This window comes from Bacteroides sp. D2, from assembly GCF_025147085.1.
Classification (GTDB): domain Bacteria; phylum Bacteroidota; class Bacteroidia; order Bacteroidales; family Bacteroidaceae; genus Bacteroides.
The window spans coordinates 3,340,777-3,362,816 of sequence record NZ_CP102261.1 but is presented as its reverse complement, the minus strand read 5'-3'; the positions used below and the strand labels follow the sequence as shown (position 1 = coordinate 3,362,816).

Genomic DNA, 22,040 nt, shown 5'->3' with positions numbered 1-22,040 from the left:
CAGTTTTGTAGCACTCATGGTAAAAATGAATATGTCAGACATCGATATTTCGGAACCGTTATCCGATATGTTAGCTCCTCTAAACAATGAGCAAAAGGAGTTTCTGATGAATAATTATACGATACAAACCTACAAAAAGAATGAAACCATCTACTGTGAAGGAGAAACGCCACATCATCTGATGTGTCTCATCAGTGGAAAAGTGAAAATCTTCAAAGATGGTGTGGGGGGTAGAAGTCAAATTATCCGCATGATTAAACCACGCGAATACTTTGCATATCGTGCTTATTTTGCCAAACAAGATTTTGTAACTGCCGCAGCAGCTTTCGAACCTTCCGTTGTTTGCCTGATTCCTATGAGTGCCATCACTACGCTGGTTGCCCAAAACAATGACTTGGCCATGTTCTTTATCCGCCAGCTTTCCATCGACTTGGGTATCTCTGACGAACGTACCGTTAATCTGACACAAAAACATATTCGCGGACGCTTGGCCGAATCACTTATCTTCCTGAAAGAAAGTTATGGACTGGAAGAAGACGGTTCTACGTTGAGCATTTATCTTTCACGTGAAGATCTGGCAAATCTTTCCAATATGACTACTTCGAACGCTATCCGTACCTTGTCGCAATTCGCTACGGAAAGACTGATTACTATCGACGGAAGAAAGATCAAAATCATCGAAGAAGAAAAGCTGAAGAAAATAAGTAAGATTGGGTAAGAGAGTTTCTGCACCAATCGCTCCACCCTAAATAGTGAACATACATATAGAAAATATAATTGCAGACATAAAACGTGGCAACAAACAGGCTTTCAAAAAGCTATTTGATGACTACTACCCTATTCTTTGTGTTTTCTCATCTCACTATATCGAGGACAAAGAGGTCTGCAAAGACATCGTACAAGATGCATTGTTAGTTTATTGGGAGCGAAAAGAAGATTTTGATGACATTCTGAAAGTAAAGAGCTTCCTTTATACCGTCACCCGAAATAAATGCCTGAATCATCTCAAACATGAGCAGTTGGATATTCCTGATTTTGCAGAGCAGGAAGAGTTTGACAGCGGCTTCGAAGCTGCAATTATCGAGCAGGAAACTTTCCGCATAGTGCGCAAAGCGGTAGAAGAATTGCCTACCCAGATGCGAAATATCATTTTATACTCCATGAAAGGGTTAAAAAACCATGAGATTGCTGACAAATTGCAAATTGCAGAGGGTACTGTCCATACGTTAAAGAAATTCGCCTATCGCAAACTTCGCGAAAGCCTCAAAGGCATAAATTACGCCTTATTACTATTTTTATGTAAATAAAGTAACTTTTTGATTACCCCGTTTTTTCGATTGGATTGTTTTACTTATATAACAAATCGAAAAAACGATGAATTCATTCAAAGAAAAATTTAAAATTGCAAAAATCTTAGCTTCCTTATTTACTCATTCGTCTACCCCCGAAGAGGAAAAGAACTATCGTGCATGGTTGGATGAAAACCCGGAACATCAAAAGATAGCCGACCGGATATTAAATAAGGAAACGTATGAAGAAAACAGCCGGTTAATAAAAAGTTTCTCTTCACAAAAAGCGTGGGAGAAAGTCTATCCGTTATTAGGAGGCAATCAATCGGGTACTGTTTTTTCGTGGAAAAAGAGTCTGAGATATGCAGCTCTCATCTTATTGTTATTAGTACCTGCTTCTTACTTTATCTATCATTGGATATCCGAAGAAACGATTAGCGACATCACTCCGGGAACCCTTGGCGGGGAACTGATCTTGAGTGACGGCAAATCTTTCAATCTTTCCGATAATAATCTTCCGGAGAATGCGGTCAAAGCATTTGTGATCGATTCTAAAGGGATTAACTATCAGATTCCCGCCAACAAACCACAAGTAAAAGAAATCCAGAACACACTACGCACATTGCAGGGGATGGAATGCCTTATCACGCTTTCCGACGGCACAAGGGTACATCTCAATGCGGAAACCCGGCTGACTTATCCGGTTTGTTTCAGCAGCAAAGAACGTATTGTGCAAATTGAAGGGGAGGCTTATTTTGATGTTGCCCCGGACAAGGAGCATCCGTTTATCGTAAAAACATCGCATACATCTATCCGGGTAACGGGAACGTCGTTCAACGTAAGGGCCTACGCTGATGAAGATACAGAAAGTACAACCTTAATCAGTGGAACAGTAAGAATCAACAGTAGAAATGAAGAATTCGAATTAGTTCCCAACCAGCACTATACATATAATAAAAATACCGGTACAAATACCGTCGCCAACGTAAACACTGATTTGTATACATCTTGGGAATCCGGATCATTTATCTTTTTAAATGTCCCTCTTGAGAATGTGATGTCATACCTGTCCAAATGGTATGGATTCCAATATTCTTTTGAAGACGAAGCAGCCAAACAGGTGCGTATCGGAGCTTACCTTAACCGCTACGCCAACATGAACCCGATTATCGACATGATTACAGAATTAAATCTGGTCAATATCAAACAACGGGAGGGCATCCTGCACATTTCCTACAAACAGTAATAATACATAATATAACTAACGCATTATGAAAAAACGAGTAAAATCCCTGCCATGGGTGGTATCTTATGCAAGCAGAAACTTTGTGAAGTTCTGTCTTTTATGGATATTCTCCCTTTCTTCACTCATGATTCAAGCACAGGACAATCAGAGAATCTCCATCGACTTGAGAGGAGAAACGCTGGAAGCAGCGCTCTGGTATCTGCAGAATCGTACGAAATTTGTCTTTATGTATGGAACGGAAGACATTGCTAATGTAACCGATATCACTATCAAGGCGAAAGACAAAACGATTACAGAAATTCTGGATGAATGTCTGGAAGGTACTAACCTGACTTACGAAATCTCTGGTAGCGCAATTGTTATAAAGAAAAGACAAAGCCAAAAGATAACTATCAGCGGTTGGGTCCGGGATACTAACGGTGAGGCCTTACCCGGCGCTACTATCACGATCCGAGGTTCCAAACATGGAGCCATCGCAGGATTGGACGGACAGTATACGTTTAATATTCCGGCACAGGAAGGGCTGATTCTTACGTACTCTTTCATCGGAATGGAAAAGAAAACGGTAAAATATACAGGTAAAAAGACCATTAATGTCACTCTGAACAGCTCCACCAGCACAGAAATAGACGAGGTGGTGGTAACCGGATATCAGAATATTCAACGTCGTGACCTCGTTGGGTCTATTACTACCGTAAAAGCCAAAGATATCATGATGCCCTCGTATACATCCATCGATCAGATGCTACAGGGACGTGTAGCGGGGATGGTTGTAACTAATACAAGCAGTCGTGTAGGTACTGCCCCAAAAATCCAAATCCGTGGTACAAGTACATTGTTAGGTAATCAAGATCCACTATGGGTAGTTGATGGTATCATTCAAGAAGATCCGTTAGAATTGGACAACACATCTTTGATGACAGAGGATTTGAGAAACATTATTGGTAATCAGATTTCATGGTTAAATCCAGCAGACATTGAAAGCATCAGTATCCTTAAAGATGCTTCTGCAACTGCCATATACGGCTCCAAGGCTTCCAACGGTGTAATTGAAATTACAACTAAAAAGAACACAACAGATCGTTTGAGTATTAATTACACATCCAATTTCATAATAGGAACACGTCCTAATTATGATCAATTTAACTATATGAATTCCAAGGAAAGAGTACTGTTTTCACAAGAAGCTTTCAATTGGGGGACTCCATACAACGCAGAACCTATCAAACAAATATATACTTACGAAGGGTTGTTAAATATGTATCTATCCCATGATATATCATCAGAAGAATTTCTAGCTCAACGTAATGTGTTAGAAACACAAAATACTGATTGGTTCAAATTATTGACTCAACGTTCTTTTAGCCACAATCACAATTTGAGTGTTTCAGGAGGAACAAACAAGTATAGCTATTCAGCCTCTTTGGGATATTCCAATAGCGAAGGACAAGAAATAGGAAATAATAGTGAACGCATGACCGGACGCATTGCTATCACTATACGCCCGATACAAAAGCTTACAATAAACGCGACTATTAACGGAAGTGTAAGTACAAATGAAGGTTTTGCAGGAGGGGTCAATCCTATGAGCTATGCAACTACCACAAATCGCTCAATAGACCCAGACGCCTATTACCAAAAGAAAGCGTCATATACATATAATTCCGGAATGAAGTCCTTATCATATAATTTCATAAATGAGCGGGAAAACAGTGGTTCAAAATCAAAATCAAGTTTCATGTCTGCTTCCCTTGATCTAAAATGGAATATCTTAGACTGGTTAACTTATCAGTTCACTGGGGGATATTCAGATAATAACAGTACCAATGAAGCCTGGGAAACAGAACAGACGTTTTACATTGCTGATACATACCGTGGTTACGATTTCAACTCAGTCTCTCCCAATAGTAAAGAATTCAAATCAGCTCTACTTCCATTCGGAGGTGAATTATATACCAATAATACACATCAATACTCTTATAACATTCAAAACAAGTTACAATTTAGCAAAGCATTTAATAATGAGAACCGCTTGAATGCACTGCTAGGTATGGAACTACGTTCTTCTACTAATAAAGGTCTTACCAATACAGTATGGGGATATGCGCCTGACAGGGGAGAAATCATTACAAGTCCAACAACTTTACAAACTTTTGAACCCATAACAGGCTCTCTACAAGAGGGATGGGGTATTCTACAGAAGATATATAATAATGGATGGAGAAAAACAAATACTACGGACAATTACTTTTCTGTATTCGCCACATTGGCATACTCATTCAAGAACCGATATGTAGTTAATGCAAACGTACGTAATGATGCATCCAATCGCTTTGGCCAAGATACCAACCATCGCATTGACCCGACCTATTCATTTGGATTCTCATGGAGAGCATCAGAAGAACATTTTATGAAGAAGTATCTCAATTGGATTACCTCTTTAAATTTCCGTGGTACATATGGTATTCAAGGAAATGCACTAACACGCCTCAGTCCGGATCTCATTTTGAACCAAGGAAAAGTAGCAGATTTGTATAATAGATATCAATCTACAATTTCTCAGATTCCCAACCCGAATCTTTCATGGGAACGTACTAAAACTTGGAATTTTGGCGTAGATCTAGAATTATTCCATCTATTTTATATGAATTTAGAATACTATACACGACGTTCTAATGCTATTGTCGAATTAGAATTACCTTTTGAATATGGAATTTCGTCAATGAAACGTAATGGTGGTATTATCAAAAATAGGGGTATTGAATATACATTAACCTTTACTCCAATACAAAAACGTGATTATGCATTAAGCGTCAGCCTCAATGCTTCTAAAAACTGGAATGAAGGCGGACATACTAATATTGAAGTCAATGCAGCCCACTTTCTAAATGGACGTTCAGACATCATACTCAAAGAAGGATATCCCCTTAGTGGTTTCTGGTCATATTCATTTGCCGGTTTGGATGGAAAAACTGGTGAAGCACAGTTTAATCTTCTAGATATTCCGGAAGATCAACGAAGCCGTCAGATAGATCCAACCACTTATCTGGTTTACTCTGGACAAAAAGAGCCTTATTTCACAGGTGGACTAAGTCTAAGTTTCCGCTATAAATCATTGACATTAAATACTAGTTTCTCACTTTTGTTAGGCAATAAGAAACGCCTCCCATCACCATACGAGCAATTTGCAAGTTCTTATTTTATGCCAGATCCATACACAAACGTCAATCGTGATTTATTAAATCGTTGGAAAGAGCCTGGAGATGAATCACATACAATCATTCCGTCATTACCTAAAGCTGGCATGACTTATGTGCAATTGCCCAACCTAGAAAATGTTTACAGAATTCCAATATGGGAACAATCCGACGCCATGGTTGTAAGTGGCTCTTTTTTACGATGCCGTAATATAGGTTTATCTTGGCAAATGAAACGAGAATGGTGTGAAAAAATATCCATGAGAAATTTATCTCTCAACTTTAATATGGACAATATATTTGTTATAGCCAGTAAACGTTTCAACGGTTTTGACCCAGAAGTTAGCAATAGCGTACTGCCACGTAATTACTCACTAGGTATTAACATCGGTTTTTAAACAAATAAAATATGAAAATGAAAACAATTATATATATAATGACAGGAATAGTTTTATTCTCACTTTCCTCCTGTTCAAATTTTCTGGAACCACAATCTCAAAGTGAATATATTCCTAAAGACGCTAATGCTCTGCAAGAAATGTTGATAGGTTCTGCATACCCAAAACATGCCGGTGGTAATAGTCTGTTAGCCTTTCTTAGTTTTTTTGACGATGACGTACAATTTCATAAAACAAATTACGAATTTAACACAAATACTTTAGGAAACATAGAAGCCAAAAAAGCCGTTTATACATGGCAACCGGATATGTTCTTCATTATGGACAAAAATAATTATAATATTCAAAATATCTGGGAAGGATACTATAATTATATTTTAGGTGCAAATGCAGCTCTTGATTATATCAATGAAGTAAATGGTACAGAAGCCGAAAAAAATTATGTAGTAGCACAAGCTTTAGGGCTAAGAGCTTTTTATTATTTTATGTTGGTTAATCATTTTGGAGCACCATATAATTATAACAAACAAGCTCTAGGAGTTCCGTTAAAATTAAATAGTAACCTGCTACCGGAAGACCAACTACTAATGGCACGTAATAGTGTAGAAGAAGTATACAATCAGATTATTATAGATTTGAATGAGTCTGAACGCCTATTTCTCACTTTATCTAAAGATAAACAATATGAGCCTAATTATTTGGTCAGCCTACCAATGGTACAATTGTTAAAATCACGCATTTTTCTCTACATGGAAAATTGGAAAGATGCGGCAATATATGCTCAAAAGGTAATTAATGACTGGACTTTCTCTTTGATAAATTTAAACGGGCTACCGGCTCCTTCGGTAGCAGAACCTTATTATAATTTTACATCTTTAAAGTCGTCAGAAGTTATATGGTTATATGGAAAGATTGCAGATCTCACAGTATTCAATGACGAAACGGTTTCACATGAGGAAGATGGTTATTTTGGCAAAGTTACTCATTACCGGAAAGCCTTTATTGCTTCTGACGATTTAATAGAAAGCTTTCAAGATGGAGATTTAAGAAAAGAGAAATATATAGCAAAAGAATATGATAAGGACAATAACGTGTTTCTTGAAGATTCATATAGTTCTTTTGGAAAATATAAAGTTTCAGCAGTAGGAGAACCTAATGGTTCAGAAAACTTCGCCCTTTCTTTCAGATTGAGTGAAGCTTATCTAAATTTAGCAGAAGCAGCCGCTCACAATAATGACGAAAAGACTGCTCTCTCCACTCTGAAAACATTACTTGAAAATCGCTATGAACCAGGCAAATTTGTAGAACCAAACGGACTGACAGGTGAGGTACTTAAAACTTTCATTAAAAATGAAAGAAGAAAAGAACTCTGCTTTGAGGGACAACGTTGGTTTGATCTTAGGCGTTATGGAATGCCACAAATCACTCATAGATGGGGAGAACAAGTATACACATTAAAGCAAAATGATCCTTCCTACACTATGCCAATACCGGATGCTGTCCTACTAAAGAACAAAAAGTTAGAACAGAATCCTCTTGCACCCAAACGAGAAAATTAATATAGAATGTCTCATAATTTAAACAAAGAATAAATATGAAGAAACATATATTATGGGGATTATTTACTTGTATAGTACTAGCCTCATGTTATAAAGAAGATGCACTCAGTCCGACAGAAGGCGGAATTGAATTGCGTTTTGAGGTACCTCAAGGTAATAACAGTTGGGATGATGATATAAATCAAATATATAAAGATTTTGGGGTTTACTTAATTTATACAGATTTAAAAGATGCAGATTTTAACCGAAGTTGGACTGGTACAGCGGTAGGAAGTGATGGGCTCTATGGACAAGGATGCATAAGCAATGAAATGACAAATTATTATGTTGAATTCATGAAAAAACATGTATTTGCCTATATCAATCCCCAGGTCACTTCTAAAGTTCTGCCGATGTATTGGTATTTAGCATATAATGTCTACAGTAAAAGTGTAATTGAATTTGGAGGAATAATCTTTGGAACTTACATCGTACCCATCCATGAAATCGACGATGGATTAGATTATTGGAGTACTTGCATGTTTGGAGAAGATAATCCGGATGACCCTTATTTCATTCCTACTGATAGAGCTACACTTGATAAACGTCGAAAAATGATACTGGGTCCCATCATTGAAAAAGCCGTTAAAGCTGGAAACATCGTCATTCCAACAGATTTTGAAATAGGATTCGACCATGTAACCTCGTTAGTAAACAGCTTGGGAATGGAAGATGACCCCAATTATTATCTCACTAGGGGATATCCGGGAACTGTAAACACTTATAAGTTTTTAAGAATTACTACACCGGACCATAACAAATTACCTCCAACCAACGAAGAGACTTTTATTGGCTATATATTGATTTCAATGTTTTATAACCAAGCTAAAATAGCAGAAGTATATCCAGCTGATAAATATCCTCTTATTGCAGAAAAGTTTTCTTTTGTTCAGAAATATATGAAAGAAAAATATCAGATTGATTTAGAAGCAATAGCTAATGGACCTGATTGGGATCTCCCCTTACCTACAATACCGGAGAAACCAAATGAAGGAGAATAATAGTAAACATATAAAAATACAAATTCATGACAATGAAAAAAGTTAAGGCTGTATTATTAGTTCTATCGGTTATATGTAATGTAGCTGTATGGGCTGGCAATGGATTAAAAATATCCGGTAAAATGAAAGTCCTAAAGTCAACAACCTTACAAATAAAGGATATAAACGAAAATATTATACTAAGTTGTAATATTGGAATCAATGGTGTATTTACTACAAATGAAAAAAACATCATCCCTGATATCTATAAATTGTATATAGGTGAAACAGAGCAGATCATCTATCTGGAAAATAATCCGATAACAATAAAAGGCTATTTCGATGAAAAGAATCCCGAACAAAGCTCACTTTCATTCACCGGCATTGATCCGTTTCTGACTTTACAAAACTATATGCCGACCGAAAGAGATCCGGATAAAGCAACAATCTCGACTTCTGCCAAAGAGAAACTGACGCCTGCCATGGCGTCAGCATTAGCTTATCTGGCAGATGTGAATGATTACCCATCCAACAAAATGTTATTGGATATGATACCGGAACAAGATAGGAATTCTTTGTCTGCCAAATGGTTAATCAACAAAGTAGAAGTTCTCTCCCACCAGATCATCGGTGCAGAATGTCCTGGTTTTACGTTCATTGACAGCAATGGAAAGAGTGTAAGTTTAAAAGACTTCCGTGGAAAAATTGTCGTACTGGATTTCTGTGCTTCCTGGTGTGGTCCTTGCCGCAAAGAGATGCGCAGTATGCTGACAATATACAATGATCTGAAAGCTGACGATTTAGAATTCATCAGTGTTTCGTTGGATGACAGTGAAGCAAAATGGAGAAAAATGCTGGATGAAGAAAAACTGCCGTGGGTGATGTTGTGGGATAAAACAGGATTTCCCAAAAACAGCAAGACTCCAAGCGCTATTCAGGCTGCTTACGGTTTCTACTCCATCCCTTTCCTCGTTGTCATTGACAAAGAAGGCAAACTCGCTGCACGTAATGTCCGGGGTGAACAGGTGCGTGAAGCCATTTTAAAAATAAGAAAATAACTAGATTGTATAAATTATAACTCATCAACAATGAAGAAACTTATATTTCCTATCGTATGCTGTTTTATCAGCATTACAGTATCGGCGCAGTTAGTCAAACAAGAAGCAGAAACACAAAAAAAACAATCCGAACTGGACTGGTTTAACTGTTCTTTCGACAAAGACAGTGTATACGGTGCTGAAGTAAACAAGGCTTACGAGTATCTGAAAGCCAACAAAAAGAAAGCTAAAAAAAGACCGGTTGTTGCATTGATCGGAACAGGAATGGACGTAGAACACGAAGATCTGAAACAGGCTATCTGGGTGAATCCCAAAGAAAAACTGAACCAGAAAGACGATGATAAGAATGGTTTGATAGACGACATCAATGGATGGAATTTCATCGGTGGCAAAGACGGTCAGGTCATGGAATCCCTGACACGTGAAGGAGAACGCGAATTTTTCCGTCTGAAAGATAAATATGCGGATTATATCTTTGACGGAAAGAAATATTATAAAATCATTAACGGAAAACGTCAGGAAGTACCCGCACCAGAAAATATGGAAGAATACAATTATTATCGTTATAAAGTAATGCCAGAATCCAGAATCGGTGGTTCATACGGTGGTCTGCAACTCTCTTATGTCATTGAAGAATATGTTGAGAAGTTTGATAAGGACATGAAAAAGCGTTTCCCCGGAAAAGAGCTGACTGTCGATGATTTCCAGAGTTGCTATGATCCTAAAGCAGAAAGAGACAGCCTTTCTGAAATTGCTTTTGTATTTACTGCTTATTACTTCAGCCTCTATAATACGGATAAATGGGAACCCGTATATCAAAATATGGGAAAGAAAAGTGTAGCAACGGCCAAAACGTCTTATGAAGATGCTTTAAAGAAATACGGAACTGATAACCGGAAAGAAATTGTAGGTGATAATCCCCTGGATATTAACGACACACAATATGGCAATAACGTACTGTTGACGTCTGACGCAGCAACAGGGGTTATGAAAGCGGGAGTGATCGCAGCCAAACGCGACAACGGTGTCGGAAGCAACGGTATTGCCGATAATGCAGAAATTATGACTTTACGTATTCATCCGGGAGAAGGAGAACCTTATTTAAAAGATATGGCACTGGCCATCCGGTATGCAGTAAACCACGGAGCGGATGTTATTTTATTGCCGGAACAAAATTCATTATACCCGGAAGAACAGAGACAATGGATAGCAGATGCACTGAAAGAAGCTGAAAAGAAAGGAGCATTGGTAATAGTTCCGGTTTGGGATCTGTCAGTAGACATGGATAAAGATGAATTCTTCCCTAACCGGAAGATGAGAAAAGACGGAGAACTTACCAATTTTATGGTGGTTGCTTCTTCAGATAAGAATGGAAATCCGGTACTGAACACCAATTACGGTGCAACTGCTCTCGATCTGTATGCACCGGGAACAGATATTTATTCATCCTATATGGGTGATACGTACCAAAAAGGTACAGGTGAAGGAATGGCTTCGGCTACTGTTGCCGGTGTAGCTGCCTTAGTGAAATCATATTTCCCTAAATTAACCGGCTCGCAAATCCGTGACATACTACTGAAGAGCGTCACTTCACGCAAAGGGGTGGAAGTGGAAAAAGGAATCCGCGTAAACGACAGTCCTTCACAAGACTTGTTCCTTTTCGATGATTTGTGTATTTCCGGAGGTATTGTAAACGCTTATCAGGCAATTTTGGAAGCAGAAAAAGTCAGCAAATAAAATTAGCTTATGAAGTATACGACTCGTATGATAGGAACCGTCGTCGCCTTTTGCATGGCGGTTCCTGTATTCGCCCAACAATATAAGGCAACTATACCTTACCGGATGGTAGGTGAAAAGATGATTATCGAAATGAAAGTGAACGGCACGGCACGTCCTTTCATTTTTGATACGGGAGGACGTACGGCACTCACGACTCAAGCCTGCCAGGCACTGCAAATGGCAGCCACCGACTCGACTAAAGTAACGGATGTGAATAACGTGGAAAGCTATTACAAGACTACTCGGATAGAGAACCTGACTACCCCCGACCATGTCATTAATTTCAAAAATGCTCCGTCACTGGTCATTGATGAAGTAAAAGGCTGGGAATGTTTTGGAGTAGATGGTATCATCGGCAGTGATTTATTCGCCAATACCATTGTCACTATTGATTCGCAAGCCAAAAATATCATAGTTACTTCTGCTGAAAAGCCATCGACAGTGTCTTTACGAAAGATGTTGAATTTCACCAAAGGGGGCGGCATGCCAATCGTCAGCGTACAGATAGCTCCGGTCAGCAATATAAATGTATTATTTGATACTGGTAGTCCCAGCCTGTTATCGCTTATCGAAAGTGATTTTGAGAAAATCAAACCGGAAGCCTCTATGGAAGTGGTTTCCGAAGGATATGGAGAAGGGAGTATCGGAGTATCCGGCCAGGCGGACAAGGCTTCTTCTTACAGGGTTCGTATTCCATTGCTATCAGTCGGAGCCACCAAATTCCGTAACGTAACAACCAGTACCAACAATCACCCTTACACATTATTGGGTGTCAAACTGTTGCAATACGGTAAAGTGACCATCGACTATCCACGCGGAAGATTCTATTTCGAAGCATTTCAACCGGACAATGAAATAAACAATCAAGGTAACAATTTTGACTTAACGGTCAAAGACGGAGATTTGTTTGTATCTACCGTATGGAGCAGTACGAAAGGTAAGATAGCAGTCGGAGACAAGGTGGTTAAAATCAATGGCAAACCAACTAAGAAATATGACTTCTGCGAAAGTATTCTGAACGGAATACCGGAATTGAAAGAGAAAAAGAAAACGAAACTGACGATTGAGACAGCTTCCGGAGTAAAGGATATTATCTATGAAAAAGAATAATATGAAAAGTATAGGAATACTGACCGGCTTATGGCTGCTATTATTTCTAAACTGCGGACAAAGAATGGCAGCGCAAATCCGGAATAAGGTTTGCGACACCATTCCTTATGAGTTTATACAAGAGAAAATCATTATCCCCGTCACTGTTAACGGTATAAAAGTGAAATATATCGTCGATACGGGAGGAAGAACCGGAACGATGTATGATGCCGCAACGGAAATGAAAGCTACTGCCGCAGGATATATGCGTATCTCCGATGTGAATGCACAAGGCTCCAATTATCAGGAAGCGCACGTACAGAATGTTTCTATCGGGGAAAACTATAAAATCAAGCAGTTGAAGACGATGGTACTGCCTAAGAATCCATTCTTCACCGGACTAGGGGTTGTCGGTATTCTTGGAGGAGACGCTTTCGCACAGTCGGTAGTCACATTCGATTCCCGTTCTAAAATAATGGTTATCAATTATCCGTATCGTCCCGAAGGACTAAAAGTAACGGATGGGATTCCGCTGTTGGATGAGACGGATCATCACTCCATTGTCAATGTCCGCTTAGGGGACAATGACTTCAAGGTTCTGTTCGATACAGGTGCGGGAGGCTTTCTGCTTTATTCTACAGAAGATTATGAAAGGCTGTCTGACATTTCGAAAGTTACTAACCATGGATATGGTATCGTAGCTGCCGGAATAACAGGTCTAGGCAAGCCGGTGGATATAAAGAAGGTGACTGTTCCTCCTATCAACATCATGGGGAAAGAATTCACGAACGTGGGTAGTACGACCACAGTGATGAATGGAAGCATCATCGGGGTGGATTTACTGGAATACGGTAAAGTAATTATCGATTATATGCGCAGACGATTCTACTTTTTCCCGTTTGAAGAAGGAAAAACCGACATGGGCGGTGCTCCCGCTCTCTGGAACGTGAGTATTCTGCCACGCAATGACAGATTCGAAATTACAACGATCTGGGACAGCATGAAAGATAAAGTTGCTTTCGGCGACCAGGTGATTAACATCAACGGTACTTCTTTGGACGATTGTCCCATGAGCCAAATGGCTGTGGAAGATATCATGAACGCCATCCCCGGTGATACCGGTTATATTATTGTCAAGAAAGACAATCAAGAGAAAAAGATTGAAATCAGGAAAGAGAAATGAACTTTAAACAGAAAAAAGATATGAAGCGAATAATAACAAAGATGTATCTCTGTCTACTTGCATTTTGTATTGCCGGAGGAATCAGTGCACAGACACAGAACAGTATGACAGAGGTCATTCCATTCAAAACCATTGATGGAAAGATTATCGTAGAAGCCGCCATTAATGGCGAAGTGGCAGACTTCGTCCTCGATCTGTCAGGACATAACGCCCTGCTTCCTGAGGCTCTCAAGAAGTTACGCATCGACACGGGGAAGAACGGTACTTTTAGTGCTTATCAGGATTTTGTATTCAAACAAGTACCTGTTAGAAAAGTATATGAAATGGCAACAGTTGCTATTGGCAACAACACGTTTAACAACGATCTGCCTGCTTTCACTCTGGAAGACGAACCATATCTGCGCAAGCTGGGAGTGATGGGTGTATTAAGCGGTGCTATTTTCCGCACTTCCGTTCTGACTATTGATATGCAGCGGAAAAAACTCACAATTACGCAGCCCTATCGTCCTTCTTACATGAAATTAAACTACCGGGAGAACTTTGAGCTGATTACAGGATTAGGAATCGTATGTCCGATATCCATTCAGGGAAAACCCGTTTCTCTTGTTCTGGATACATGGAGCGAAGGATTGGTGAATCTTACCGAAAAAGATTTCAATACATGGAGCACACAATATACCAAAGGAACCAACCAAAAAGTTTCCAATGGATATAAAGAAGCGACTCAAGAAGAGGAAAGCCTCATCTTACCTGAAACCATGTTTGTAAAAACAAAGATTGAGGATGCCATGGCAGTGAAGAATCCATACCTGAAACGCTCCGTATTAGGCAAAAAGATATTGGACTACGGAATCATATCCATTGACTATATTCATCAGAAAATTTATTTCCAGCCGTTTGACATGGTTCCTATACCGGAAGCGGAAGCTAAAGTAACGGAAACTAAAGTTGAAGACGGTAAACTGAATCCGATTACCCGCCAATTCTTCCTCGAACACATCTTCGACTACAGAAAAGGGAACGATTTCGTTTATAATGGCGACAAACCGGTTGTAATTGATTTCTGGGCAACCTGGTGTGGACCTTGCATGCGCTTACTTCCGGAAATGGAAAAGCTGGCTGAAAAGTATAAAGGTAAAGTTGTATTCTACAAGGTTAATGCGGACAAAGAAAAGGATTTATGCAATCACTTCGGTGTACAGGCATTGCCTACCTTATTCTTCATACCTGCAGGCGGCAAACCGATTATTGAAGTCGGAGCTACTCCGGAGAAGTACGTACAAATCATCGAAGAGCAACTACTGAAATAAAAACTCTCTCTTAATTATATAACTACATTAATCTGAAACTTTAGCTAAAAGCCGGACATCATTCCGGCTTTTTTTATTTCCATATTATTGGAACTTATCATATAAACAAGTACATTTGCCCTGTCAAATCTATTTATAACTTAACACACATTTTGACCATGAAGAAAAGTATTTCTCTTCTTCTTTTGTCCTTGCTAATGATTACCCCCAGTTGCCAGAAGACAAAAGAAGCGGCGAACGAGTACAACATCGTTCCCAAACCCAACCAGATTCTTCCACAGGAAGGACGCTTTGAACTAAACAACAAAGTCTGTCTCGTAGTTCCTTCGGATGCTCCGGAAGTAAAAAGCATTGCCGACAGCTTGGCCGGACAGCTAAAGCTCACAGCAGGAATTTCTTTGAAAGAAGCTGAAAGTGCAGACGGAAAAACAGCAATCTCTTTTGTTGTACAGGAAGGTATGCCGAAAGAAGGTTATAAATTGTCGGTTACTCCCAGTTTCATTACACTCACCGCTTCCCAGCCAAACGGATTCTTTTATGGAGTGCAGACTCTTTATCAGTTACTCCCTCCGGCAATTTACGGAAAGCAGTTGGATAAGAAAGCTGACTGGTCGGTTCCTGCCGTAGAAATTGAAGATTCACCCCGTTTTGTTCATCGCGGACTCATGTTGGATGTTTGCCGCCATTATGTACCGATTGACTACATTTACAAGTTTATCGACTTACTGGCTATGAACAAGATGAATGTCTTCCACTGGCATTTGACAGACGATCAGGGATGGAGAATCGAGATTAAGAAATATCCCAAATTGACGGAAATCGGTTCCCAGCGTGAAAAGACATTGGTAGACTATTACTATGTAAACTATCCGCAAGTATTCGACGGAAAAGAACATGGAGGTTATTATACACAGGAGCAAATCAAAGATGTAGTGGCTTATGCCGCAAGTAAATATATCAATGTTGTTCCCGAAATAGAAATGCCGGGACATGCATTGGCTGCACTTGCTGCCTATCCGGAATTGTCATGCGACTCTACACAGACTTACAAGGTATCTCCTACCTGGGGAGTATTCGAACAGGTATTCTGTCCGAGTGAAACGACTTTCATTTTTTTTGAAGGAGTGATGGATGAAGTAATAGAATTATTCCCCAGCGAATACATTCACATCGGTGGCGACGAATGTCCCAAGACAGCATGGAAGAATAGTGCTTTCTGCCAGCAGTTAATCCGTCAGTTGGGATTGAAAGATGATACGACTCCCAGTAAGATAGACGGAATAAAGCACAGCAAAGAAGATAAGTTGCAGAGCTATTTCGTTACCCGTATGGAGAAATACCTGAATAGCAAAGGTAAAAACATCATCGGCTGGGATGAAATTCTCGAAGGTGGTCTGGCTCCCAATGCAACTGTTATGTCATGGCGCGGTGTAGAAGGGGGTATGAACGCAGCCAAAGCAGGGCATAATGCCATCATGACTCCGAATCCTTATGTATATCTGGACTACTATCAGGAAGAGCCGGAAATTTCTCCGACTACTATTGGCGGATACAATACCTTGAAGAAAACATATAGCTATAACCCTGTTCCGGACGATGCTGACGAACTTGCCAAGAAGCATATCATCGGAATACAAGGTAATATCTGGAGAGAATATATGCAGACTTCAGAACGTACAGACTACCAGGCTTTCCCGCGTGCAATGGCTATCGCCGAAACGGCCTGGACACAAAACGCAAACAAAGACTGGAAGAATTTCTGCGAACGGATGGTGACTGAATTTGAACGTTTGAAAGTTATGAACACCCAACCTTGTCTCAACTTCTATGACGTAAATATAAATACGCACGCAGATGAAAACGGTCCTTTAATGGTATTGCTGGAAAGTTTCTACCCGAATGCGGAAATCCGGTATACAACGGATGGCAGCGAACCGACCAAAGCGTCCGTCTTATATGAAAAGCCTTTCGTTCTTGAAGGTAATATCGACCTGAAAGCCGCAGCTTTCAAAGACGGAAAGATGTTGGGTAAAGTAGCTCACAAGCCACTGTATGGCAATTTATTGACAGGAAAGCCCTATACGGTTAATTATACGATGGGATGGACAGGCGATATATTCGATGAAAACGATGTATTAGGAGCTGACAAAACCACCTTTGGACTGACCAACGGCAAACGAGGCAATAATGCTTCTTATACTCCGTGGTGTAGTTTCGGCATCGTGGAGGGTAAGGACTTGGAATTTATCGTTCATCTGGATAAACCGACACAAGTCAGCAAAGTTATTTTCGGTTCTTTATTCAATCCTGCTATGAGAATTCTTCCTGCAGGAGGAGTTGCCGTAGAAGTATCAGCAGACGGCAAGCAATACACACGGATAGCCGAAAAAGCTTTGAAACACGATTATCCGGAAACAGGAAGAATTGCATTCACCGATTCCATTGAATTTGAACCGGCACAGGCTACATTCCTGAAAGTCAAAATCAAGAATGGCGGCACACTGCGTAATGGTGTCAACTTTGAAAAGAATAACGGTCCGGAAGTCATTCCTGCCGAATTATGGATAGATGAAATAGAAGCGTATTAACCAAAGACAATCGACAAATATTGTTCGAGAAGCTTTGAGTTTACAAAATAAAGGGGAGCAAGACTCCCCTCTCTACAAAATCACCCACGCTACAGATTAAACTCTAGCGTGGGTGATTTTTATATTTATAAGGGTTTTAATACCCTCCTATGATCGGATATAAACCGGATTAAATGAGTCCTTTGGCAGAAAGATAACGTTCTGCTTCCAAAGCTGCTTTGCAACCACTTCCCGCAGCCGTAATAGCCTGACGATAATGCGGATCGGCAACATCTCCTGCCGCAAAAACTCCGGGGACTTTTGTACGGGGACTATCACCTTCCGTGATGATATAACCCACTTCGTCCGTATCAACGTATTCTTTAAAGATTTCAGTATTCGGCTGATGTCCGATAGCCAGGAAGAAACCGTCGATAGGCAAGCTGTAACGTTCTTCATCCGGTTCGCCCCAACGTTTCACCAGGTTTACACCTTCTACCCCATTGTCGCCAAACAAACCAACCGCGTTGTGTTCAAAAAGAACTTCTATTTTCTCGTGGTTCATTACTCGTTCCTGCATAATCTTCGACGCACGCAGGAAAGGTTTGCGGACAATCAGATATACTTTGGATGCAAGTCCGGCAAGATAAACAGCTTCTTCACAAGCTGTATCACCGCCACCGACTACGGCAACTACTTTCTTACGATAGAAAAATCCGTCACAAGTGGCGCAAGCACTTACACCCATTCCGGCATATTTCTTTTCATCTTCCAGTCCCAGATATTTAGCAGTAGCTCCGGTAGCAATAATCAATGATTCTGTTTCAATAACCTTATCACCATCGATTGTTATTTTATAAGGGGCTTTGCTCAAATCGGCCGCCGTAGCAATACCGAAACGAACATCTGTTCCGAAACGGCTTGCCTGTGCACGCAAGTCTTCCATCAACTGTGGACCACTGATTCCTTCCGGATAACCGGGGAAGTTCTCCACATCCGTAGTAGTAGTCAACTGGCCACCCGGTTGCAATCCTTCATAAAGCACCGGACATAAATTTGCACGTCCTGCATAAATCGCTGCCGTATATCCGGCAGGTCCTGAACCTATAATCAGGCATTTCACTTTTTCTATTTCTGCCATTTTAATTTATCTTTATCGTTTTGTTATAAACGTATATTATCTCAAATCTATTACCTCCGCATTGGGGTATTGTTTCTTATTAAACGTAAAAACCTGATCCGCATAATTCTGCTTAGTCTGATAACTTGTAATGGTTATCTCATTACGCGTCTGCTGACCACGCTGTTGAAGCAAAATATACAAAGGTTCGTAAGTATCCTTCGTCACAAAAAGAGTGATATGTTCCAACTCCTGTTTCTTATCCCTGGCAGTCAAAACGACTTCCCAAACGGCTTTTCCACGATACGTCTTAGTTGTTCCTAACTTATAAGAGAATCCTTTCTGATACATATATAGAAACGTATACGGATTAATCTGCTGCAACTCTTCCTGTGTCGGATTGCTGACGTTCACTTCATCATTCTTTGTCACATAACTCCACTGCGTTTTTCCATCAAACCAAGTGATGATATCCGACGTTTTCAGTACGAATTTCTCTCCTTTCAACTGAATCGTTCCATTTTCTGCACCTTCTACCAGACCGTTCGTCACAGCCTTTACAGTAAAATCAGCCTTTACACCACCTGCTTTACGAAACGCCTCTGCCGTCTTGTCAAGAATAACTTTAGCCTGCGACTGTTGTTGGGCAATCACAGGCAAAGACAGTAAAGCTATTAAAACACTAAAAATGTACTTTCTCATTTGATTAATAAACGAACGGTTACTGTAAATTGTTCAATCGCATTTCAAGATCGTTATCATCCATGCACAAGACATCGCGCGCCTTGCTTCCCTGGGTAGGGCCTACGATTCCCGCTTTTTCGAGTTGGTCCATAATACGTCCGGCACGGTTGTAACCGATAGCGAATTTACGCTGAATTAACGAAGTGGAACCTTGCTGATGGATCACCACCAGTCGGGCTGCATCTTCGAACAACGGATCAAGACGTCCCATATCAATATCTCCGACTTCACTGCCACCATCTTCACTCACGAACTCTGGCAGGAAAAACGGAGTAGGATAACTTTGCTGACGGGCAATGAATTTCGTAATTTCTTCCACTTCCGGCGTATCGATAAAGGCACACTGCACACGCACCGGATCGGCTCCCTGCAAGAAGAGCATATCACCCTTACCAATCAAACGGTTAGCACCCGGACGGTCGAGAATGGTACGGGAGTCCATCATGGCAGAAACACGGAATGCGATACGTGCAGGGAAGTTGGCTTTGATCGTACCTGTAATAATATTAGTAGTCGGACGCTGTGTAGCAATAATCATGTGGATGCCGACAGCACGCGCCAACTGTGCAATACGGGCAATCGGAAGTTCCACTTCCTTACCGGCAGTCATAATCAAATCTCCAAACTCGTCAATCACCACTACGATATACGGCATAAACTTATGTCCCTTTTCCGGATTCAGGCGGCGGTTGATAAATTTCTCGTTATATTCTTTGATATTACGCACATGTGCCATCTTCAAAAGATCATAACGGGTATCCATCTCCACACAAACAGAGTTCAGGGTTTGCACTACTTTCGTTACGTCCGTAATAATCGGTTCGCCTCCATCAGGAAGTTTGGCAAGGAAGTGATTTTCAATCACCGAATAGATACTGAATTCCACTTTCTTCGGATCGACCAGCACAAACTTCAATTCTGCCGGATGCTTCTTATATAATAAGGAAGTGATAATGGCATTCAAACCGACTGATTTACCCTGACCGGTTGCACCTGCCACCAATACGTGCGGCATCTTGCAAAGGTCGAACATAAAGACTTCGTTCGTAATCGTCTTACCCAATACAATAGGCAAGTCATATTTGGATTCCTGGAATTTCTTACTTCCGATCACACTCTGTCCGGAAACAATTTTCGGATTCTTGTTCGGTACTTCAATACCGATGGTTCCTTTACCCGGTATCGGAGCAATAATACGGATACCGTCAGCGGAAAGGCTCAATGCGATATCATCTTCCAACCCACGGATTTTAGAAATACGTACTCCCTGTTCCGGAGTAATTTCATATAGAGTTACCGTAGGTCCCACGGTTGCTTTAATCGTACTGATTTCGATTCCGAAGCTGCGCAATGTATTGATGATACGGTCTTTATTTGCATTCTGCTCGTCCATGTCAATCGTCGGATCATCATTTTCAAAATGCTTCATCAAATCGATAGTCGGGAAACGGTAGTTTTCCAAATCCTTAGTAGGATTATACGGTTCGAGTTCAGGTCCCTGGTATTCTTCTTCCGAAGCTGCCGGTTCCACCTCAAATCCGGGTTCCGCCTCTTCCAAAGAGTCTTCCTGCACAATAGGAGCAGGATTGGAAACAGTCGGTTCAAATACCATAGTCACTCCTTCACTCTCGTCAGATACGGAAGTATCTTCCTTTTCCGGTTTATTAATAGGAAAGTCGTCTTCAGGTTCTTCAGCCTGAATATCCATCACTGGTGCCGGAGGAGGTGTCTGTTTATACGTCCGTTTCAAATTAAACTCCACTTCTTGCGGTTGGGAAGTCGTAAATTCCGGATCGCCTTCTCCTTCCGGAACATTCTCCTTTTCTTCTTTCTTTTCGCGTTTCAGGAAACTCAATGCGAAGAGTTTACGCAACCAGATGACGGTACGCGCACTTATATATATGAAGAAACAGATAGCCGTTATCAACAGGATCATCCACACACCGGGTACTCCAACTTGCGAGATCAGCCAACGACTGACATTATATCCGTGCATACCTCCCAAATAAATGAAGGAATCCTGATAATGATCCATAAAGGCAAATCCGAAGAATACGGAGAACCAGACCAGCAAGAGTGTGCAGCCGATAAACCACTTCCACAAACGTACAACACGTACACGCATCAACTTCAATCCTGCCACTGCCAGGAAAACAAGTATGAAGAAAGAGGAAACACCGAAACAGTCATTAATCAGATAACTGGCCAATTGTGCTCCGCGTGAACCTGCATAATTCTTCACCTGATTATTAACAGCCGCCAAATCTGCCGAACTGCCACTATCAATAATACTTTGATCGGCAGCCCCCGTGAAGAAGAAGGAAGAAAAAGCCAACAACAGGTAAACAGAAAAGATGACCAGCATCAATCCGATTACAAAATGAATGGTTTCATTCTTAAATACAGCCACAATTTTACTGGGGGAAGAGGGAGTACGTTCCGCCTCCTTATCTAATTTCTTCTTTGCCATGAGTCTTTAATT

At 40.5% G+C, this 22,040-nt stretch carries 15 protein-coding genes; 12 read left to right on the top strand and 3 right to left on the bottom strand.

The window, feature by feature from the left end; genetic code table 11:
- The first annotated feature begins 16 nt into the window (after window positions 1-16).
- From NQ505_RS11660 to NQ505_RS11605, 12 genes are all read left to right on the top strand, one after another.
- Window positions 17-718, top strand: a complete 702-nt coding sequence (locus tag NQ505_RS11660; protein ID WP_004301832.1) for a Crp/Fnr family transcriptional regulator — start codon at window positions 17-19, stop codon at window positions 716-718.
- A 34-nt stretch (window positions 719-752) separates the two neighbouring features.
- A complete protein-coding gene (locus NQ505_RS11655; RefSeq protein WP_009000549.1) occupies window positions 753-1,307 on the top strand; it encodes an RNA polymerase sigma-70 factor in 555 nt (184 codons plus the stop codon).
- A 67-nt stretch (window positions 1,308-1,374) separates the two neighbouring features.
- Window positions 1,375-2,535, top strand: coding sequence for a FecR family protein (locus NQ505_RS11650; RefSeq protein WP_009000548.1), 1,161 nt, complete (start codon window positions 1,375-1,377; stop codon window positions 2,533-2,535).
- Between the two features lie 25 nt (window positions 2,536-2,560).
- Window positions 2,561-6,130: a SusC/RagA family TonB-linked outer membrane protein gene (locus NQ505_RS11645; RefSeq protein ID WP_009000547.1), complete on the top strand. Its 3,570-nt coding sequence runs from the start codon at window positions 2,561-2,563 to the stop codon at window positions 6,128-6,130.
- Between the two features lie 17 nt (window positions 6,131-6,147).
- Window positions 6,148-7,689 carry a RagB/SusD family nutrient uptake outer membrane protein gene (locus NQ505_RS11640; protein ID WP_032853914.1) on the top strand — a complete coding sequence of 514 codons (1,542 nt, stop codon included), beginning with the start codon at window positions 6,148-6,150 and terminating at the stop codon, window positions 7,687-7,689.
- Between the two features lie 35 nt (window positions 7,690-7,724).
- A complete protein-coding gene (locus tag NQ505_RS11635) occupies window positions 7,725-8,729 on the top strand; it encodes a hypothetical protein (protein WP_009000545.1) in 1,005 nt (334 codons plus the stop codon).
- Window positions 8,730-8,761: 32 nt separating this feature from the next.
- The gene (locus NQ505_RS11630; RefSeq protein WP_032853913.1) at window positions 8,762-9,766 is read left to right on the top strand and encodes a TlpA family protein disulfide reductase; all 1,005 of its coding nucleotides are present in this window, start codon (window positions 8,762-8,764) and stop codon (window positions 9,764-9,766) included.
- 30 nt (window positions 9,767-9,796) lie between these two features.
- Window positions 9,797-11,503, top strand: coding sequence for a S8 family serine peptidase (locus NQ505_RS11625; protein WP_009000543.1), 1,707 nt, complete (start codon window positions 9,797-9,799; stop codon window positions 11,501-11,503).
- Between the two features lie 9 nt (window positions 11,504-11,512).
- Window positions 11,513-12,655, top strand: a complete 1,143-nt coding sequence (locus tag NQ505_RS11620; RefSeq protein ID WP_009000542.1) for an aspartyl protease family protein — start codon at window positions 11,513-11,515, stop codon at window positions 12,653-12,655.
- Window positions 12,642-13,817: a pepsin/retropepsin-like aspartic protease family protein gene (locus NQ505_RS11615; RefSeq protein ID WP_004301823.1), complete on the top strand. Its 1,176-nt coding sequence runs from the start codon at window positions 12,642-12,644 to the stop codon at window positions 13,815-13,817. Before NQ505_RS11620 ends, NQ505_RS11615 begins: the two co-directional genes overlap by 14 nt.
- 20 nt (window positions 13,818-13,837) lie before the next feature.
- On the top strand, window positions 13,838-15,127 hold the full coding sequence (locus NQ505_RS11610) for a thioredoxin domain-containing protein (RefSeq protein ID WP_009000541.1): 1,290 nt from the start codon (window positions 13,838-13,840) through the stop codon (window positions 15,125-15,127).
- Window positions 15,128-15,285: 158 nt separating this feature from the next.
- A complete protein-coding gene (locus NQ505_RS11605) occupies window positions 15,286-17,715 on the top strand; it encodes a beta-N-acetylhexosaminidase (protein WP_009000540.1) in 2,430 nt (809 codons plus the stop codon).
- Window positions 17,716-17,884: 169 nt separating this feature from the next.
- On the opposite strand, the gene trxB is transcribed toward NQ505_RS11605, so the two are convergent.
- The 3 genes from trxB to NQ505_RS11590 are packed head-to-tail and all read right to left on the bottom strand — an operon-like array spanning window position 17,885 to window position 22,028.
- Window positions 17,885-18,835, bottom strand: a complete 951-nt coding sequence (trxB, locus tag NQ505_RS11600) for a thioredoxin-disulfide reductase (RefSeq protein ID WP_004301820.1) — start codon at window positions 18,833-18,835, stop codon at window positions 17,885-17,887.
- 36 nt (window positions 18,836-18,871) lie between these two features.
- A complete protein-coding gene (locus NQ505_RS11595; protein ID WP_009000539.1) occupies window positions 18,872-19,516 on the bottom strand; it encodes a LolA-like putative outer membrane lipoprotein chaperone in 645 nt (214 codons plus the stop codon).
- Between the two features lie 19 nt (window positions 19,517-19,535).
- Entirely contained in the window at window positions 19,536-22,028 is a 2,493-nt protein-coding gene (locus NQ505_RS11590; RefSeq protein ID WP_009000538.1) for a DNA translocase FtsK, read from the bottom strand.
- Window positions 22,029-22,040 lie beyond the last annotated feature (12 nt).

Excerpts from the sequence above, each read along its gene's own strand:
- NQ505_RS11660 (WP_004301832.1), top strand. The coding sequence starts at position 17 with ATGGTAAAAATGAATATGTCAGACATCGATATTTCGGAACCGTTATCC.
- NQ505_RS11620 (WP_009000542.1), top strand. The coding sequence starts at position 11,513 with ATGAAGTATACGACTCGTATGATAGGAACCGTCGTCGCCTTTTGCATG.
- NQ505_RS11605 (WP_009000540.1), top strand. The coding sequence starts at position 15,286 with ATGAAGAAAAGTATTTCTCTTCTTCTTTTGTCCTTGCTAATGATTACC.
- NQ505_RS11625 (WP_009000543.1), top strand. The coding sequence starts at position 9,797 with ATGAAGAAACTTATATTTCCTATCGTATGCTGTTTTATCAGCATTACA.
- NQ505_RS11615 (WP_004301823.1), top strand. The coding sequence starts at position 12,642 with ATGAAAAAGAATAATATGAAAAGTATAGGAATACTGACCGGCTTATGG.
- NQ505_RS11650 (WP_009000548.1), top strand. The coding sequence starts at position 1,375 with ATGAATTCATTCAAAGAAAAATTTAAAATTGCAAAAATCTTAGCTTCC.
- trxB (WP_004301820.1), bottom strand. The coding sequence starts at position 18,835 with ATGGCAGAAATAGAAAAAGTGAAATGCCTGATTATAGGTTCAGGACCT.
- NQ505_RS11645 (WP_009000547.1), top strand. The coding sequence starts at position 2,561 with ATGAAAAAACGAGTAAAATCCCTGCCATGGGTGGTATCTTATGCAAGC.
- NQ505_RS11630 (WP_032853913.1), top strand. The coding sequence starts at position 8,762 with ATGAAAAAAGTTAAGGCTGTATTATTAGTTCTATCGGTTATATGTAAT.
- NQ505_RS11595 (WP_009000539.1), bottom strand. The coding sequence starts at position 19,516 with ATGAGAAAGTACATTTTTAGTGTTTTAATAGCTTTACTGTCTTTGCCT.
- NQ505_RS11640 (WP_032853914.1), top strand. The coding sequence starts at position 6,148 with ATGAAAACAATTATATATATAATGACAGGAATAGTTTTATTCTCACTT.
- NQ505_RS11590 (WP_009000538.1), bottom strand. The coding sequence starts at position 22,028 with ATGGCAAAGAAGAAATTAGATAAGGAGGCGGAACGTACTCCCTCTTCC.
- NQ505_RS11635 (WP_009000545.1), top strand. The coding sequence starts at position 7,725 with ATGAAGAAACATATATTATGGGGATTATTTACTTGTATAGTACTAGCC.
- NQ505_RS11610 (WP_009000541.1), top strand. The coding sequence starts at position 13,838 with ATGAAGCGAATAATAACAAAGATGTATCTCTGTCTACTTGCATTTTGT.